This window comes from Salirhabdus euzebyi (genome assembly GCF_014207435.1).
GTDB classification, from domain to species: Bacteria; Bacillota; Bacilli; order Bacillales; family Alkalibacillaceae; genus Salirhabdus; species Salirhabdus euzebyi.
The window spans coordinates 469,364-486,113 of the sequence record NZ_JACHGH010000001.1; the positions used below are offsets into that span (position 1 = coordinate 469,364).

Below are 16,750 nucleotides of genomic sequence, written 5' to 3' on the forward strand. Positions count from 1 at the left end.
GGAGTCGATCTTTATGATCATTGAATTATTTCGAATTTTGATTGTCTTAGTCATTATCTTTTTCATTTATTCAATATATAAATATGCTGTAAATCCAAAAAGAAAGCTAGAAAAAGCACATCATCAGAAAAACTTTTACATTTTAGACGATGAGGAAAATGTAAAGAAGAACTTTTTACTAACCTATAAAGGCGTCCTTTTTGAGGGAGAAAAATATTTAGGTACAACAGAAAATTCCTTTGATGTTATCTCGATAACGATTGGGGTGGTGTTTCCTCATTCCTTAAAAGGTTTATCTCGGGATGATATTTTTTTTATGGAGAAGGAGATTTTAATTCGATATCCATATGCCTCTATAGAATGGCGCTATCCGATAAAGTCTATTTTATAAACATGTAAAAACCCCTGTTTTTGAAACAGGGGTTTTCTTTTCTTATTTTATTCTAAACGAACATTTCTTACCCTCGTTGGTGGTATGGAATGACAGGTCCTGGTTGACTATCTTCTTTTTTGAAAAACTCTTCCCACTTAATAACTATTTCTTTTCTTCTCACCAAATAGATCATTGGAAGAAATGCTAACGCCATACCTACCATTAGTACTGGTGATAAAGTAGAAATCCATTGCCCAAAAGATGTATATAGAACAGCTAGTGGTACATTAGAGAGGACGGATAATTTCACATATTCTTTGTAGCTTTTAGACATCTCAATGATACATACAGATAGCAAATGAAAATGAATAAACGGCATAAGGCGTAAAAGCACGATCTGGCTTTGAGACATTTGCGTATGCTTTCCAATGATTTTACTCTTCATACGAACAAGTCGCTTAAAAGTTTTAGGCATAAACACGACAAATCGGTAAAAAAAGATACTAGATAACGTAATGCCAATTACAGAATAAATGGTGCCAGAAACCATTCCAAATAAAATCCCACCAGATACACAAATAAAAGCAACAGGCATAAAAAATATGGGTCTCAAAAGATGGAAACCAATAAATAACATAGGTGCAAACATGCCACTAGACTCTACGATGCTGAGGACCCATGTTGCGAGTTGTTCCATTACAGAGAGCCCCCTTACTTTAGTTGTTATAACTAAATGTATGACAGGAGACGAGCCTTTATGACAGGTTCCGAATAAAAAAGTATAACGCTAGTTGTAAAATGAATAAAAACGGAATCCCCAAATTGAATTTCGTTTTGTTTGTTTTATGGTGAAACAAATACATACCTGCCAATGAACCAACTGATCCCCCAAGAAGCGCATATAACATAAGCGTTCCTTCTGAAATCCTCCATCGTTTTCGTTTTGCTTTCTGTTTATCAATCCCCATGCTAAGAAAACCAACTATGTTTATAGCAATCAGATATGAGAGTAGCCACTCGGACATTATGTATATCATCCTTTTTAACAGTCTTTCCTTCATTTTACCTTATTAAGAGAAAGAGGGAATCCATAAAACACTAAGGAAGTTTATATTTTCTACCCTTTGTGGAACCGGTATAGCTTAAATCCATTTTATTCAACAGGGATCTCGCAATAAAACGGGAAGGAAGCTTAAGAAAATCACACAGTTCACTATTAGAAATTGTGTTTTTAATCAATAGGGAGTAGTCCATTAACGAGGGAAGATGAGCATTTTTCGAGAGTTGGTTACAATTCGGACATAACCAACCACCATGGTTTTTTAATATGGGAATGAACAAACAATTTGGACATTGCGTCCCTTTCCTTATTTCTTTTTTGGTGAGCTGGAATTCTTCCAAGATATTGACCTTTTTATCTGTATGATTTTTTAATAGGAGGGATGAAAGTTTTTTGGTTTGTTCTATCGACAAACACTCTTTTTCATAGGAACTTTCCAATTCCGATATTTTAAAAGGAAAGTAGTCAACGGGAATTACATACGAGGAATAAGATTGAGGTTGGGAAGATTTAATAATACTGTTCCGATTACTAATGATGACTAAGTTTTCAATTGGAACGGAACTAAAATCATACGTTTGTAAAAACTTAGCTAATTGAAAGTGTTGCCTCTTCACTTGTAGTAGAGGATCAGAAAATACCTGCTCTTCACCATTTTGCTTTCTAATTAATTGGTGAAAGTCACCGTCAAAATATAGGGTTCCTGCTATGTTCTTCACTTCACAAATAATGATAAGGTACGGGGAAACCAATACCACATCTAACTGAAAAAAACTATCTTCATAAGGAAGTCTAATGTCATGAAAAATAAAATACCTATCTTTTGTTAAAAATCGAAAAAAGTAGTCTAATGACTTCTCGCCATGATATCCAGCTATACTCTTTGCTAACTCTTTTTGCACAAGATGCAATTTCTCATGATTTTGAGGAAGCCTTCTTTCAAGTGCTTTTAGTTTTCTTATTCTACTTGATTCTTTCAGTTCTTTCTTAATCAAATGATCAGCTCCTACAGTGTTCATGTACAATTTATTTCTATATTTTCAGCAAGAACCCTTCTTCTTCTTCCAATCTATATCGAAAGGGAAAAATATAAAAATAATAGTGTGATAAACTTATCTTATTGGTGAGCTTTTTTGAATAATTGTGACAAAGTTAGTCCGTAATTGTGCAAAAAACGCTTATATATGAGGATTTGGTGTAAAATTACACTAAATCCCCAATCTACAATTAAAAAACCGCTCTCCTCTAAAGAAGAGAGCGGTTTTTGATCTATAATTATGCTTATTTAAGTGCGTCTTTCGCTTTTGCTACTAAGTTAGCAAAACCTTTTTCGTCGTTGATTGCGATGTCAGCTAGCATTTTACGGTTCACTTCGATACCAGCTTGCTTAAGTCCATGCATTAAACGGCTGTAAGAAATATCGTTTAAACGAGCTGCAGCGTTAATACGTGCGATCCATAGTTGACGGAAATCACGCTTTCTTTGTTTACGGTCACGATAAGCATACTGACCTGATTTCATTACTTGTTGTTTTGCTACTTTAAATAGAGCATGTTTAGAACCATAATAACCTTTAGCTAATTTTAGAATACGTTTGCGACGTTTACGTGTTACTGTACCGCCTTTTACACGTGGCATAACATTTCCCTCCTATATTCGTCTATCATTATTGTAGTATCTTATTTTTTAGGAAGCATTGCACTAATACGTTTCAAATCACCTTTTGAAACTAGTGTAGCTTTACGAAGTTTACGTTTTTGCTTTGTAGATTTATTAGCAAACAAGTGACTAGTGAAAGCGTGAGAACGTTTTACTTTCCCTTTACCTGTTCTTTTAAAACGTTTTGCTGAACCTTTATGAGTTTTCATTTTAGGCATTGTGTGTATCCTCCTTGTAAAATTGTTGCTAGCGTTAGTACTCTACCTCTATTTCTCAGCTAGAGGTGCAAGCATCATGAACATATTTCGACCTTCCATTTTCGGTTTGGATTCAACAGTGGAAAGATCTTTACATTCTTCTGCCATACGATCAAGAACCTTCTGACCAAGTTCTTTATGAGTAATTGCACGACCACGGAAGCGAACAGTTGCCTTCACTTTATCTCCTTTTTCAAGGAACTTGCGAGCATTACGTAATTTTGTGTTAAAGTCATGTTCTTCAATAGCTGGGCTAAGACGAACTTCTTTAACATTAATGATCTTTTGCTTTTTACGATTTTCTTTATCTTTCTTTTGTTGTTCAAAGCGAAATTTACCGTAGTCCATAATACGGCAAACTGGTGGTTTCGCATTTGGAGCCACCATTACAAGATCAAGGTTTACCCGCTCTGCAATTTCTAAAGCTTCTTGACGTGTTTTTACACCAATTTGTTCTCCGTCTGCTCCGATAAGACGAACTTCACGTGCGCGAATTTGCTCATTGACAAAAGTATTATCCTTGCTAATAGTAAGCCACCTCCACATTTATTTCTGAAAAGTTCAGGTCCGTCCCGACAAGTCTAAATTTATTCAATTAAAACCTTAGCTTCCTTTTTTCTATCAATTGTTTTGATAGCACAAAAAAAGTGTCGGTACACATACTGCACCCACACACATCTGTATCTTCATTTTTAAAATGAAGAATCTAGATTGAACCTGTTAACTGCATATTGCGTCAATCAGGTGAGAAGCGGGTGCTTCTACTTGTCATAGACCTTATTCAATTTCACTTTTACTATTATATGCGTGAAGCATATAGTTTGTCAACTTTTTTAAAGAAAACTTGGCTACAGGCAAGCCTATAAGCAAAGGTGATTGCCTTGTTGTTCTTCTCTATCTTCCTTCTGGTTGACTACGAATTACTAACACGATATGCGATAATACGGTGAAAATTGAAAAGAGGATCAGTTAGCTGATCCTCTATATCCTACTACCTTTGGCTCTTTCTTTCAATATCTAATTTTATATCTTCCACAAATTTGTCATAGTCAATTGTATTGGAATCTTTTTCTCCATATTTACGCACATTAACTGCTTGTTTTTCAATCTCTTGATCACCAACAACGAGTGCGTAAGGAATTTTTTGCGTTTGAGCTTCACGGATTTTATAGCCTATTTTTTCATCTCGTTCATCTAACTCTACTCGAATGCCTTCCATGCGCAGTTTCTCTTCTACTTCTTTCGCGTAATCAAAATGTGCCTCTAATGACACAGGTATGATACGTGCTTGGACAGGTGATAGCCAAGTAGGGAACGCCCCTTTATACTCTTCAATTAAAAAGGCTACGAAACGTTCCATTGTGGAAACAACTCCACGGTGGATAACGACTGGACGATGTTCCTTTCCATCTTCTCCGATGTACGTTAAGTCAAAACGGTTTGGTAAATGGAAGTCCAATTGAACAGTAGATAATGTTTCATCTTTGCCAAGAGCTGTTTTCACTTGCACATCAAGCTTTGGACCATAGAATGCCGCTTCCCCTTCAGCCTCTACATACTCTAGGTTTAATTCATCCATCGTTTCTTTCAACAGTGCTTGTGCTTTTTCCCACATTTCATCGTTGTCTACATACTTTTCCTTATCTTCTGGATCACGATAAGAAAGACGGAAGTAATAATCATCAATTCCAAAATCCTTATAAACAGCTTGTACTAAATTCACAACACGAATAAATTCATCCTTCATTTGATCCGGGCGACAGAAAATATGCGCATCATTAAGCGTCATTGCACGCACACGTTGCAATCCCGCAAGTGCTCCAGACATCTCATGACGGTGCATTGTACCTAACTCAGCTATACGAAGTGGTAGGCTTCGATAGCTATGTAATTGGTTTTTATATACCATCATGTGATGCGGACAGTTCATCGGACGTAAAACCAAGTCTTCATTGTCCATTTCCATCGGTGGGAACATATCCTCTTGATAATGGTCCCAGTGGCCGCTTGTCTTATAAAGCTCTACACTACCTAAAACAGGAGTATAGACGTGGTCATAGCCCAGGCGTTGCTCTAGGTCAACGATATAACGTTCGATTGTACGACGAATGGTAGCCCCTTTAGGTAACCATAAAGGCAAACCTTGTCCTACTTTTTGATTAACTGTGAAAATTTCCAGCTCTTTCCCTAGTTTACGATGGTCTCTTTCTTTTGCTTCTTCTAACATTGTTAGGTAATCATCTAATTGGCCTTTCTTTTCAAATGCTGTGCCATAAATACGTTGTAGCATTTTATTTTTACTATCTCCACGCCAATAAGCACCTGAAATATTTAAAAGTTTAAATACTTTAATTTTTCCTGTGTGTGGCACATGAGGTCCACGGCAAAGGTCAAAAAACTCTCCTTGCTTGTAAATAGTAATAGAATCCCCCTCAGGGATGTCCTCGATTAACTCAAGCTTCAGCTCGTCTCCGATTTCTTTGTACATTTCCTTCGCTTCTTCACGAGAAACTTCCACTCGTTCTATTTCCAACGCTTCATCTACAATCTTTTTCATTTCTTTTTCAATTTTCTCCAAAACTTCAGGTGTAATTTTCTCATCCATGTCGATGTCATAATAAAAACCATTTTCAATAACAGGACCTACACCAAGCTTTACGTCTTTATATAGACGTTTAATCGCTTGTGCCATTAAATGAGCAGTAGAGTGGCGCATAACTTCTACACCTTCTGCATCGCGCAATGTTACGATAGCAATTTCACAATCCTCGGGAATTGGTCTTCTTAAGTCGAAAAGTTCTCCATTCACCTTTACAGCTAAGGCTTGTTTCTTAAGTCCTGGACTGATGGATTGAGCAACATCTTCGCCTGTTGTTCCGTTTGGGAATTCCTTTACTGCTCCATCTGGAAAAGTAATTTTTAGATTTTCAGCCATGTCTTTCGCTCCTTTATTACTAGTAATGTAAAAGAAAATAAAAAAAGCCCATCCCTAAAAAGGGACGAGCTGTATATACCCGTGGTTCCACCCTAGTTCCGCATATAAACGGCACTTGGAATCCGTAACGTGGATCGGACGCAAATCACTACTAAAGTTCGCAATTCGGGTTCAAAGGCGGTAAACAATATCCAGCACTTAGGAAGCTCACAGCCAAAGGCTCCCCTCTCTGTTAAGTCGATAATATTGCTCGTGTCCTCATCATAACCTGTTGATTAAATGATCATGAAATTGGTTTTTATTATAAATTTAAAATTTTGGATAGTCAAGCTTTCTTGCCAATGAACGGAAATTTTCTCAAAGATCGAATAGTCGCATTCTCTTGATATACGTTTTGCAACAATATCATCTTTGGATCAGATGGATTGTTTGTGTAGATGAAAATCTCTTTTGGTGCAATCGTAATTAGTGAAGATAATGGAAAATCTGACGATAACAATTCAATAAAGTGCAATGTTTCTTCATATTGCAATGTCTTTAATTCTTGAATAGTATATCTTCTTCCATCTGGTTTAAAAAACTGAAAATCCCCATCATATGTGATGAGAAGAGTAGGAATTCTTGGCCTCTTCTCTTTTAAATATGTCCTTAAATCATGAATAAATTCTTGATATTCCTCTTCTCTCTTCCATTCATCTATCGCATATCCAGTTACATCGATCAAATAGTCTTTATATTCTTTTTCACACTTTTCTACAAGCTCAATAAACGTGATTTGTTTGTTTAATTTCACTTCATTCACAAACAAGTAATAAAACTGAAATGCAGATTTGATTTCTGATTGAGAGCCGTACTTTTTAGGGTTTTGCATGATAGACTGTAAAATAGGTATGATGTGGGCAATTTCATGTTTGTTAGAGAAATAATAATCTTTCTTTAAAATACTTTTTGCCAATTCTGGAAGTTGAAATAATATAAATACATGAATAAGTCCAAGAACAACACGCTTCCAATAAAATTGAAGATGCTCTTGTTGTATTTCAACTCTTATGAAATATGTATTTCCCTCCTCTAACTGTATACGGATTCTTTTTACTTTTTCTCGATGAAAAATCTTATGGTAAAAAGCTTCCGCTTGGTCTTTTTGATGAAATACAAACACCTGACGTATCAACCTCATCCCTCTTTCCCTTACAAACTGTTACATTATATGGGAAGAAGAATTATAAAATGAACAAAAAGTTGAGAAAACTTTCAATGATGGTTGTCATATGATTTCTGTATTTACGTTTAACCCCTATATTATCAAGATATTTGATGAACCTTTCGGGTCTCCCAAATTTGAATAATATGACCTCTTGCATGGCCAGCAATCATCTTTATCATCTTTCGCACCTCTTCTTTTTTACCATTAACTAGGACAAATCGGTCCAACGCATCTGGTAAAGATGTGCACATTTCCAATACGTGTTCCCTTTGCAGCATAAAAAGCTGAACAGCAATAGTAATAGATCTAGAAGAGTATTTCGTGCCACTTTCCCAATTATTCGGATCATACGCATTTCGGATATATTCACGACCTGACTCAGCTAAAGCAAATTTAATTTTATGCAAAGAGGTTATATCCGAATCAATAAAATGCAGAACAGTTTGCCGAATTGACCATTTACCTGGAGCACGAACTAAATCTAAGTCAGCGTCCGATAGTCCATGTAGTGCTTTTTCAAGCATAACTGGCCCTTGTTTATATAACTCTACAATTTGATTATCAGGTAAATATAACTCCTCCCAAAAAGCTAAAATATATCCATCTGGATCTTCCAGTAAAAGAGTTTGGCCAAATCCTTCTTCTACAAGAAGATTTGTCTCCACTATCCCTTCTTTTAGTAGTGATTGATGAAAATCCTTTAATGCCTCTCGGGTAAAATAGAATCTTTGACCAGGGATGGGATCAAGATAGGCTGTATCCAAAAATTCTCTCACATCTAGCTCTTTTGAAGAGGTTAGTATTGCTGTTGATTCACCAAATTGATCCTTAAGTTGAACAATTTGGTCATTGTTATTTTTCCAATCAATCACCCAACCAACTGTATCTATATAAAAATCTAATGAACGATTTAGGTCGTTTACTCTTAAAACCAGATTGGGTTTTTTCGTAATCACTGTAGTCATTTGAATAACCACCCCTTATTAAAATTGATACTCTCTAGGATATACCTTAAGATTTAATTCTTGAGCAGCTGCTTGTAAAATATCTGGACAGAAATAATAATCTTTTTTTCGGGCAATTTTTCCATCCTCTATGTCAAATAGATTCAAATCATAAACAGCTTTTTTCCCATCCATGTATGTCACTTGTACAATCGTCGGCTTATCCCATAACATATAAAGTTCTGCAGTCATTTCAACAGGGTCTTTAGCCCAATCAGCAAGAGAATTTTTCCTTAACGTATCCTTCCCATACTCCTGTGCAATATGGACGATATCGTTACTTACATTTTCAACTAACAATCCTGCCATTCCGTCTGTATCTCTGTTGTTAAAAAAATGAATGTATGTTTCGATTAATTTTCTATCCTCAACCGGTATAACCTTTTTGGTTGATGAAGACTGTTTTTCACTCGAATTTTTCATTTTCCATCTCGCTCTATTTAAAGCCGCTTTAACAGCACCTTCAGTTGTCCCTATCATTTCTGCAACCTCCTTGGCTTTAAATTGAAAAGCCTCGATTAATAAAAATACAACCCGTTGACGAGGTGGAAGAAGGCTAACAATCATTTCCATTGCATCATTAATTTCTAAGCCTATGTCACTATCATCAGAGGAAAGAGTATCTAAATCCTCTATTGTATCTAATTTCATTTTTTGTTTACGGCAGTAGTCAATCCATGTATTAGAGGCAATTCGGAATAAATAAGCTTTTGTGTTTAAAGGTTGCCATAATTGGGATAATGAGGAAAAAGCCTTTAATAATGTCTCTTGAACTAAATCTTCTGCATCCCAAGGTGAGCCTGTGATCGAACGGCAGTAAGACCACAAAGCCGGTCGATATGGTATAACCAATTGATCAAACTCTTTCTTTACATCTCTTAACGGATTTCCTAATACTGATAAATCGTTTCCCATTTTAATCCTCCTAAAGGTTGTCTTCTATATGTATAAACGTAAAAAAAGCCTGAAAAGATACGGACAATATTTATTTATGAAAATATATAAAAAGAAGCCATGGCTGCCATGGCTTCTATTCATTGCTACATTCTACGATTTTCTCCAAGCACTCCAACAGGTTCACTAACTTGTTTGATTCGCTCCACAATTCTTCTTGCTTTTAAGGTTTCTGATTCACCTTTATTGGAAGAGGCTAAAACAATTTCTAGTTCCTTTAAATTATAGTTTGAAGTGAAAAATACAGGTAGTCTTTCCATCATTCGATATTGTAATATTGCACCTAAAACCTCATCACGGAACCACGCTGATTGGTGTTCGGAACCAATATCATCAAGAATTAATATTGGGACCTTTTTAAAACGATCAACTTTTTGATTGATTGATGAATCAGCTATCGAAGATTTTATTTCTCTTACGAATTCTGGCATATAAATAAATAAGGATTGGATTTCCTTTTCAGCTAGTGCATTAGCTAAAGCACCAAGCAAATATGTTTTACCTACTCCAAAAGGTCCATACAAATATAATCCTCTCGATAAACCCTTTTCCGTATCATGCAAATAACGCTCCACTTTTCGAATAGCTTCAAAGCGTTCCGGATCATCAAGTGATATTTGACTGAAACTAGCTTCAACTAACTCTCTAGGCATGTATAAACTCTGCACAAAAGAGTTTTTTCTCTTTTGTTCATCAGCTCTTGCTTTTCTAGGGCACTTGTCATAAGTTAACGTAATTTGTTGATTTTCTGCTGAAATTTTTGGCACATAACCTTGAACGACGTTACAGCATTTTTCCAAAGATTCACATTTTTCACATCGTTTTGACTGATATTCATATTCATATAGCTTAATTAATTGACGTTCTATATTAACAGGCGTAAGTTCATTATTTTCCTCTAAAAACTTTTTCACTTCGGGCGCCTGTAAAATTTCACTTTTCATTTTTGTATATGATTCTTGGAAGCTTTTACTTTCTTTTAGCCACTTTTTTAATGCCGCTTGAATTGGTTCCATGCCTATCACCCTTAATGATTAAATGTTTTCGACCCAAAATTTTTAAGTGCTTTTTCTAATTCTTGTTTTTCTAATGATATATCTCGACTTTGTTGTTTTGTACTTGTACCAGCATCTGACTTAGCTTCAGCCTCTTTTTGCTTTTTAAACCAATCTGGTAAAACTTCTTTTTTCTTACTAGGCGCTCTTTTTGTACCCCAAGTTTGATACAGACCAGATTCTGCTTTCGCTAATTCCATTGCTTGTTGGACAGTTTGTACATTTTTTCTAGCCCAATGTGTTGCAATTTTTTCTATATAATTTCGCGTTAATTTCAAGTCTGTTTTTTGTAAAACATAATGCACTAAAACATTCATAACACTTTGAGATAATCCATGCTGAAACATTACATTCGTTAGCATTTTTATTTCTTGTTCGGAAGCATGTCCTGTTTTAGAGTAGTCCTCTAATATTTCCCGGTGTGTAATACTCTCAAAATGTTCCATGAGCTTTCCTTGCTTAGTCGTAGGTGTTTTTTTATTTTCTTGTTTTTCCTGGATTTCCTGTTTCGGAAGCAGTTTAGGAGCTTTGGAATCATATTGCTTTGCGTAATAGTCCTTACAAGCTTCGTGTAATTCTTCCCTTAAAAGCTCCATGTTTTCATTAATGGACCACAAAATTGCCTTTTCTAAATGAACGTTATCCACTTTATATATTCTCGTCAAATTAATAATAAAATCTCTATTATCTTTCGTTAACACTTTTTCGCTTCTAATTTCGTTATTTTGCAGGGCCTGCTCAATCCAATGAAAATCGACAGAATGTTCCATTTTACTAATTTGTTCGTTACTGTCCTTTTTTTCACTAGTTTTTAATAGAACGGGCTTCTGTGGTCTAATAGAGGTCGTAAAAACATCTTCAAAGGATTTCGTCTTGTCTATTATAGAAGCAGGTACGTTAACTTCCGGAAAAACTTTTTTTCTCATACGATCTAAAAGTTGTTCCCCTATATGATGCTCCAATAAAATAGAAAGCATCGAATCCTGGAAAAACTCCTTGGCCGAAAAAGGAGGTTGAAGAACATAATAGTACGTACGGATATCTTCCTCATTCACATACGTCTTTAACAAGCCAATAGCTTCTAACTTTAGTCGTGCTTGATAAATTTGGTCCAAATCCATACCTGTAATATTCATTAATGTATGGTGGGTAGATGGTCCTTCTAAGAACTCTATTTCATTCGTTAAAGTAAAATAGAGAGTAATAGAGTTCATCCCAATTAGAGGTTGATATAGGTGAGTTAAAGCCATCACATAATCCTCACAAAAAGGCTTATGTAGCTGAATGATATATCTGTCATTTGGTAGTAAGTTTTTCATTCTCTCATTCATTTAGCAAAGACTCCCTTCCTCATCCTATTTTCAACAATTTACGCTTGTGTCTTTTTAATTAAGTCTTCTAGCTCTTTTAAAAATACATTGATATCTTTAAATTGTCGGTAGACAGATGCAAAGCGGACATAAGCAACCTCGTCCACAACTGCTAGACGTTCCATAATCATCTCACCAATGTCATCACTTTTAATTTCTGAATTACCTTGATTCCTTAAATCTTTTTCTATATCTGAAACAATCATTTCAATTTGTTCTAGTTTCACTGGTCTTTTCTCACATGCTTTAATTAATCCTCTTAGCAGCTTTTCCCTGCTAAACTCTTCTCTCGTACCTTCCTTCTTAACAACAATTAAAGGAATTTCTTCAATACGTTCAAACGTCGTGAATCGAAAGAAGCACTCTTCACATTCTCTTCTTCTACGAATAGACCTGCCATCTTCAATTGGGCGGGAATCTAAAACTTTTGTACTTCTATAATTGCAATTAGGACATCTCATCTATATCAACTCCGCATTTTTAACGTGAAAAATATGTAGAATATTCTTGTATGCATTATAACATAATTGAGGTTTGATGAGTCGTTGAATGTTGCCTTTAATATCCTATTTATCGTTTCTTTTAATTTTGCCTAGATAGATGGAAAACGCCTGGTGATTGAACACCAAGCGTTTTCTCTTATTAGGAAGAATAATATTCTTACATTTTGTTAAATGCTTTCACTTCAACAGGTCCTTTTCCTCTTGGAACCTCGACCTTTTCTACTACATTTGCTTCTAAAGATTCAGCAATATGCTTTGCTGCAATATTTGGATCTATACGATTCCCGCACGTATAAACATCAATACTTGCATATCCATGCTCAGGGAAACTATGAATAGTTAAGTGGGATTCAGAAATAATGACAACACCGCTTACACCATGTGGTGCAAATTTATGAAAAGCTACTTCCCTTACTTCTGCACCTGATTTTAAAGCAGCATCGACAAAAATTTTCTCAATAAGATTGATGTCATTTAGTTTATCCTCGTTGCAATTCCAAAGTTCAGCGATAACGTGCCGACCCATTGTTTCCATGCAATGGCCCCCTTTACTACTAAAAATTAAAAACTTCTTATTGTGCTAAATGGGAAACCATGGGGGAAAGTTAGCCCAAAGAGGTCCTAACCCTTTATACAGCCATTACAAAAATCAACTGTTCAAGAAGTCAAAAAAAGTATATATGCTTAAAACCCATTTTGCAACCATTTATTTCTTGTCATTTGTTGCACACTTTTTATTGTTTCGTTATAACATGATTTCATCCCTGTTACCCTATATAAATTGGGCAAGAACAAAAGCGCAAGCCTAAGGCAGGCATAAGACAAGACCTGCCGTGGAGGTTTTTGCCACAGAAGGGATTGACTTATGTCCCGAGGGGGTAGGTGCTGGAGCTAGACGTGGCTCCCCCGTGCAACTAACTTATCCACAAGTCCGAAATTTTATAATTTCCTAAGCAATAAAAAAGTGGGGAACAATCCCCACTTTTCTTAATAAAACATGGAAGCTTCTTTTTTTACTAATTTGGCTCCGACCATTTTTGCTAAATCAAGTACGCGGCAAGAGTATCCCCATTCATTATCATACCAAGCAAGCACTTTCAGCTTGTTATCTTCAATTACCATTGTTGATAAGCCATCAATAATAGTTGAATATGCAGAAGTCGTATAATCAATGGAGACTAACGGTTCTTCATTATAATCTAAAATGCCTTTTAAGTTGGTAGCTGATTCTTTTTTAAACACTTTATTTACTTCTTCAGCTGTTACACTTTTCTTTAAATCTACAACCAAATCGACTAAAGAGACATTAGGGGTTGGAACTCGTAATGCTACACCGTGTAATTTCCCTTTCATGTGTGGCAAAACCTCAGCTATTGCTTTAGCTGCTCCTGTAGAAGTCGGGATAATCGATTGTGTACAGCTTCGAGCACGTCGTAGGTCTTTATGCGGATTGTCTAAATTATTTTGATCGTTCGTAAAAGCATGCACAGTCGTCATCATACCGTTTATAATACCAAAATGATCGTCCAAAACTTTCACTACTGGTGCTAAACAGTTTGTCGTACAGGAAGCATTTGATATGATGTGGTGTTCATCTGCATTATAATTCGCATCGTTAACACCCATCACAAATGTGCCATCAATTTCCTTACCTGGAGCAGTAATGATTACTTTTTTAGCCCCAGCATCTATATGAGCAGAAGCTGTTTTATTCGTCTTAAATTTGCCGGTTGCCTCAATCACAATATCAACGTTTAGTTCTGACCAAGGTAATTGCTGTGGATCACGATTAGAAACTACTTGAACAAACTTTCCGTTTACCTCAATCCCATCGTGAAGCGCTTTCACATTACCGTTAAATTTACCATGTACACTGTCATATTTTATTAAATGAGCTAAAGTTTCCGGCTCATAACTTGCATTAATGGCAACAACTTGAACATCATTATCTTCCATTGCTTTTCTAAAGACCATTCTACCAATTCTTCCGAAACCATTAATCGCAATACGAACTTTACTCATTTTAATTCCTCCCAGTTACATATATGATATACTTTTTGCGTTTAGTATAACATATATAAAGTGATTATTGGAGACATTATTAAAAAGTCTTAATATTTCAACTCTTTTACTACTAAAACAGGATAAATTATATCGAAAGAAAAAACATACCAATATTAAAGGTATGTTTTTAAAGTATGTCCCATTTGTGTAATAGTGTGTGCAATTGTTCCCTCGTCTCTTCTAATGTACCGTTGTTGTTAATAACAGCATCAGCCATTTCGGCTTTTTTAGAGACAGGAATTTGCGCCTTCATTCTTTGTAACGCTTCCTCTCTTACACTACGATCACGTTTCATCAGCCTTTTTAATTGTACATCCTCATCCACATAGACAACTAATGTCTTCTCAACAAAGTGAGTTAATTTACTTTCAAATAGTAGTGGGATATCTAGTACTACGGCTTTGGAGTTATTTTGTATACATTCATCTCTTTGTTGTAACATCATCCTACGAACTTCTGGGTGGACAATATTATTTAGTTTTTCTCTCATTTCTTTATTAGAAAAGACAATTGTTCCTAACTTCTTCCGATCAATTGCTCCATCAGTCTGCAATATTTCTTCTCCAAATGCTTCTACAATTTGTTTGTATGCATTTTCCCCCGGGTTAACTACGGCCCGGGCGATTTTATCCGCGTCAACGATAGGAATATTTAGTTCTCGAATCATGTTAGAAACAGTACTTTTTCCAGTAGCTATACTTCCTGTTAGACCTATAACAACCGTCACTTGTTCCACCCTTTCTACGTAAGTTTCATAAAGCCTAGAACAATGAGAATGATTCCTGGCATAAAAGCAATTTTATCTACCCAGCTCCACTTCGCTAAAAAGTGACCACTTTTTGTACCAATCCATAAAAATAAACTAGCCATGGAGGCTGTAAAGAGGGCTGTTAATACGGGTGTATATCCGAAAATAGCTGCTCCTACACCTGCACCAAAAGCATCTAACGATAATGCTGTACCTAATATAATTGCCTCCATACCACCAATGTGGCCTGATCTGTCCATATCAGCTTGATTAGCATCCTTTAATATTTGAATCACGATACCGAGTGATTTTATTTCCCATTTAAATACAAACGGTTTTTCTTCTGTTTTATTATTTTTTGTTTTATGATCCCGAAAAAATTGAAATATGACCCATATACCTATCACAATAAAAAGTACGCCACCAATAATGTCTGCGATTCCAGGAGAAAAAATCGCAGCTAATCTTTCACCAACTAACATAGCTGTTAAAAAGACAAGTGCCGTAACAACACCAATATATACGATGGACCTTAAAGGTATTTTTATTTGTCTCAAACCAAACGTAAAACCTGCGGTAAAACTATCTAAACTAACTGCAAAACTAAGCAGAAGTAACATTAACCATTCTGGCATAGAAAACTGGCTCCCTCCTGTAAACAATCTAGGGTATTATATGGAGAGAGCCCAGTTAGTGTGCTATTTACTTACGTTAACATAAACTTTCAAATTCTTTGGCAATTGGTACAAATATGTGTCCCTCTTCCACCGACTTTTATCTTTTCAATTACAGAAGAACATCTTTTACAAGCTTTCCCAGTTTGGCCGTAAACGTATAGTTGAAGCTGAAAAAGACCAATTTCCCCAAGGCTATTTAAATAACTTCGAATGGTTGTCCCACCTGCCTCAATGGCATTTGTGATTGTATTAAAAATTTCTTTTTTTAATGTTTTACATTCTTTTAGTGATAAACTACTTGCCACTCTAAGTGGATGGATCCCACTACGAAACAAGGCTTCGTCTACATAAATATTACCTAAACCAGTAATCACGGTTTGATCTAACAATACGTTTTTTATCACCCTTGAAGTTTTTTGACACTTATTAAATAAATATTCTGCTGTAAAAGTTTCATCAAAGGGCTCAGGACCTAATTTATTTAGCGGAGGTAACTGCAATTCTTCTCCAATTTTGTATAAATGCATTGTGCCAAATTTCCGAACATCTTTGTAACGTAAATCCTTACCACTTTCCATTTGAAAGATTACATGCGTGTGCTTATCATAAGGTTCATCCCTAGATACAATCGCATATTTTCCTTCCATTCTCAAATGGGAAATAAGAACATGACTATCTAGATAAAAAAGGAGGAACTTCCCCCTTCTATCTATTCTATTTATCTTTTGTTGTTTCATTTCTTCTTTAAACAACTCAACTTCTTTCGGATATTGAATAATATTTTCCCATCTAATGATTACATCCTTAATGGTTTCCCCTAGAACAACTTGACTCAAGGTCTTCCTTACGGTTTCAACTTCTGGAAGTTCTGGCATCGTCATACA

Annotated in this window: 19 protein-coding genes and 2 other annotated features; of the genes, 1 reads left to right on the plus strand and 18 read right to left on the minus strand. The window is 35.6% G+C overall.

The genetic code is table 11. The features are described 5' to 3' along the window. Positions 1-13: 13 nt before the first annotated feature. The gene (locus HNQ94_RS02445; RefSeq protein ID WP_174494392.1) at positions 14-391 is read left to right on the plus strand and encodes a sigma-w pathway protein ysdB; all 378 of its coding nucleotides are present in this window, start codon (positions 14-16) and stop codon (positions 389-391) included. A 67-nt stretch (positions 392-458) separates the two neighbouring features. On the opposite strand, the gene HNQ94_RS02450 is transcribed toward HNQ94_RS02445, so the two are convergent. The 18 genes from HNQ94_RS02450 to mutM all read right to left on the minus strand — a co-directional run bounded on the left by HNQ94_RS02450 (position 459) and on the right by mutM (position 16,741). Further along, positions 459-1,070 (minus strand): TVP38/TMEM64 family protein, encoded by a 612-nt coding sequence (locus tag HNQ94_RS02450; protein WP_174494391.1) that lies wholly within the window; start codon positions 1,068-1,070, stop codon positions 459-461. Positions 1,071-1,128: 58 nt separating this feature from the next. Next, positions 1,129-1,398 carry a DUF1294 domain-containing protein gene (locus HNQ94_RS02455; protein ID WP_174494390.1) on the minus strand — a complete coding sequence of 90 codons (270 nt, stop codon included), beginning with the start codon at positions 1,396-1,398 and terminating at the stop codon, positions 1,129-1,131. Between the two features lie 73 nt (positions 1,399-1,471). After that, positions 1,472-2,428 (minus strand): nuclease-related domain-containing protein, encoded by a 957-nt coding sequence (locus tag HNQ94_RS02460; protein ID WP_174494389.1) that lies wholly within the window; start codon positions 2,426-2,428, stop codon positions 1,472-1,474. Positions 2,429-2,714: 286 nt separating this feature from the next. Next, positions 2,715-3,071, minus strand: coding sequence for a 50S ribosomal protein L20 (gene rplT / locus HNQ94_RS02465; RefSeq protein WP_174494388.1), 357 nt, complete (start codon positions 3,069-3,071; stop codon positions 2,715-2,717). Positions 3,072-3,112: 41 nt separating this feature from the next. Next, positions 3,113-3,310, minus strand: coding sequence for a 50S ribosomal protein L35 (gene rpmI, locus HNQ94_RS02470; RefSeq protein ID WP_174494387.1), 198 nt, complete (start codon positions 3,308-3,310; stop codon positions 3,113-3,115). Between the two features lie 48 nt (positions 3,311-3,358). Further along, positions 3,359-3,895, minus strand: a complete 537-nt coding sequence (gene infC / locus HNQ94_RS02475; protein WP_174494386.1) for a translation initiation factor IF-3 — start codon at positions 3,893-3,895, stop codon at positions 3,359-3,361. Positions 3,896-3,984: 89 nt separating this feature from the next. After that, positions 3,985-4,122: a sequence feature (ribosomal protein L20 leader region), on the minus strand. Between the two features lie 218 nt (positions 4,123-4,340). Beyond that, entirely contained in the window at positions 4,341-6,284 is a 1,944-nt protein-coding gene (gene thrS / locus HNQ94_RS02480) for a threonine--tRNA ligase (RefSeq protein ID WP_174494385.1), read from the minus strand. A 57-nt stretch (positions 6,285-6,341) separates the two neighbouring features. After that, positions 6,342-6,558, minus strand: a binding site (T-box leader). A 51-nt stretch (positions 6,559-6,609) separates the two neighbouring features. Then, positions 6,610-7,458 carry a sporulation protein YtxC gene (gene ytxC / locus HNQ94_RS02485; protein WP_174494384.1) on the minus strand — a complete coding sequence of 283 codons (849 nt, stop codon included), beginning with the start codon at positions 7,456-7,458 and terminating at the stop codon, positions 6,610-6,612. Between the two features lie 131 nt (positions 7,459-7,589). Beyond that, the gene (locus HNQ94_RS02490; protein WP_174494383.1) at positions 7,590-8,456 is read right to left on the minus strand and encodes a DinB family protein; all 867 of its coding nucleotides are present in this window, start codon (positions 8,454-8,456) and stop codon (positions 7,590-7,592) included. An 18-nt stretch (positions 8,457-8,474) separates the two neighbouring features. Beyond that, a complete protein-coding gene (locus HNQ94_RS02495) occupies positions 8,475-9,410 on the minus strand; it encodes a sigma-70 family RNA polymerase sigma factor (RefSeq protein WP_174494382.1) in 936 nt (311 codons plus the stop codon). 125 nt (positions 9,411-9,535) lie between these two features. Then, complete coding sequence (gene dnaI, locus HNQ94_RS02500) at positions 9,536-10,465, minus strand: primosomal protein DnaI (protein WP_174494381.1); 930 nt, start codon at positions 10,463-10,465, stop codon at positions 9,536-9,538. A gap of 11 nt (positions 10,466-10,476) precedes the next feature. Next, the gene (locus HNQ94_RS02505; RefSeq protein WP_174494380.1) at positions 10,477-11,835 is read right to left on the minus strand and encodes a replication initiation and membrane attachment family protein; all 1,359 of its coding nucleotides are present in this window, start codon (positions 11,833-11,835) and stop codon (positions 10,477-10,479) included. A 38-nt stretch (positions 11,836-11,873) separates the two neighbouring features. Beyond that, on the minus strand, positions 11,874-12,335 hold the full coding sequence (nrdR, locus tag HNQ94_RS02510; protein WP_174494379.1) for a transcriptional regulator NrdR: 462 nt from the start codon (positions 12,333-12,335) through the stop codon (positions 11,874-11,876). Positions 12,336-12,534: 199 nt separating this feature from the next. Beyond that, positions 12,535-12,912 (minus strand): adenosylmethionine decarboxylase, encoded by a 378-nt coding sequence (speD, locus tag HNQ94_RS02515; RefSeq protein WP_174494378.1) that lies wholly within the window; start codon positions 12,910-12,912, stop codon positions 12,535-12,537. Between the two features lie 452 nt (positions 12,913-13,364). Continuing rightward, positions 13,365-14,399 carry a glyceraldehyde-3-phosphate dehydrogenase gene (locus tag HNQ94_RS02520; protein WP_174494377.1) on the minus strand — a complete coding sequence of 345 codons (1,035 nt, stop codon included), beginning with the start codon at positions 14,397-14,399 and terminating at the stop codon, positions 13,365-13,367. A 169-nt stretch (positions 14,400-14,568) separates the two neighbouring features. Beyond that, positions 14,569-15,168, minus strand: a complete 600-nt coding sequence (gene coaE / locus HNQ94_RS02525; RefSeq protein WP_174494376.1) for a dephospho-CoA kinase — start codon at positions 15,166-15,168, stop codon at positions 14,569-14,571. A gap of 14 nt (positions 15,169-15,182) precedes the next feature. Then, complete coding sequence (gene ytaF / locus HNQ94_RS02530) at positions 15,183-15,824, minus strand: sporulation membrane protein YtaF (protein WP_174494375.1); 642 nt, start codon at positions 15,822-15,824, stop codon at positions 15,183-15,185. An 89-nt stretch (positions 15,825-15,913) separates the two neighbouring features. Next, entirely contained in the window at positions 15,914-16,741 is an 828-nt protein-coding gene (gene mutM / locus HNQ94_RS02535) for a DNA-formamidopyrimidine glycosylase (protein ID WP_174494374.1), read from the minus strand. Positions 16,742-16,750: the final 9 nt, after the last annotated feature.

Coding starts and splice junctions, on each gene's coding strand:
- HNQ94_RS02445 (WP_174494392.1), top strand. CDS start 14: ATGATCATTGAATTATTTCGAATTTTGATTGTCTTAGTCATTATCTTT.
- HNQ94_RS02450 (WP_174494391.1), bottom strand. CDS start 1,070: ATGGAACAACTCGCAACATGGGTCCTCAGCATCGTAGAGTCTAGTGGC.
- HNQ94_RS02455 (WP_174494390.1), bottom strand. CDS start 1,398: ATGTCCGAGTGGCTACTCTCATATCTGATTGCTATAAACATAGTTGGT.
- rplT (WP_174494388.1), bottom strand. CDS start 3,071: ATGCCACGTGTAAAAGGCGGTACAGTAACACGTAAACGTCGCAAACGT.
- rpmI (WP_174494387.1), bottom strand. CDS start 3,310: ATGCCTAAAATGAAAACTCATAAAGGTTCAGCAAAACGTTTTAAAAGA.
- infC (WP_174494386.1), bottom strand. CDS start 3,895: ATGTGGAGGTGGCTTACTATTAGCAAGGATAATACTTTTGTCAATGAG.
- thrS (WP_174494385.1), bottom strand. CDS start 6,284: ATGGCTGAAAATCTAAAAATTACTTTTCCAGATGGAGCAGTAAAGGAA.
- HNQ94_RS02490 (WP_174494383.1), bottom strand. CDS start 8,456: ATGACTACAGTGATTACGAAAAAACCCAATCTGGTTTTAAGAGTAAAC.
- HNQ94_RS02495 (WP_174494382.1), bottom strand. CDS start 9,410: ATGGGAAACGATTTATCAGTATTAGGAAATCCGTTAAGAGATGTAAAG.
- dnaI (WP_174494381.1), bottom strand. CDS start 10,465: ATGGAACCAATTCAAGCGGCATTAAAAAAGTGGCTAAAAGAAAGTAAA.
- HNQ94_RS02505 (WP_174494380.1), bottom strand. CDS start 11,835: ATGAATGAGAGAATGAAAAACTTACTACCAAATGACAGATATATCATT.
- nrdR (WP_174494379.1), bottom strand. CDS start 12,335: ATGAGATGTCCTAATTGCAATTATAGAAGTACAAAAGTTTTAGATTCC.
- speD (WP_174494378.1), bottom strand. CDS start 12,912: ATGGAAACAATGGGTCGGCACGTTATCGCTGAACTTTGGAATTGCAAC.
- HNQ94_RS02520 (WP_174494377.1), bottom strand. CDS start 14,399: ATGAGTAAAGTTCGTATTGCGATTAATGGTTTCGGAAGAATTGGTAGA.
- ytaF (WP_174494375.1), bottom strand. CDS start 15,824: ATGCCAGAATGGTTAATGTTACTTCTGCTTAGTTTTGCAGTTAGTTTA.
- mutM (WP_174494374.1), bottom strand. CDS start 16,741: ATGCCAGAACTTCCAGAAGTTGAAACCGTAAGGAAGACCTTGAGTCAA.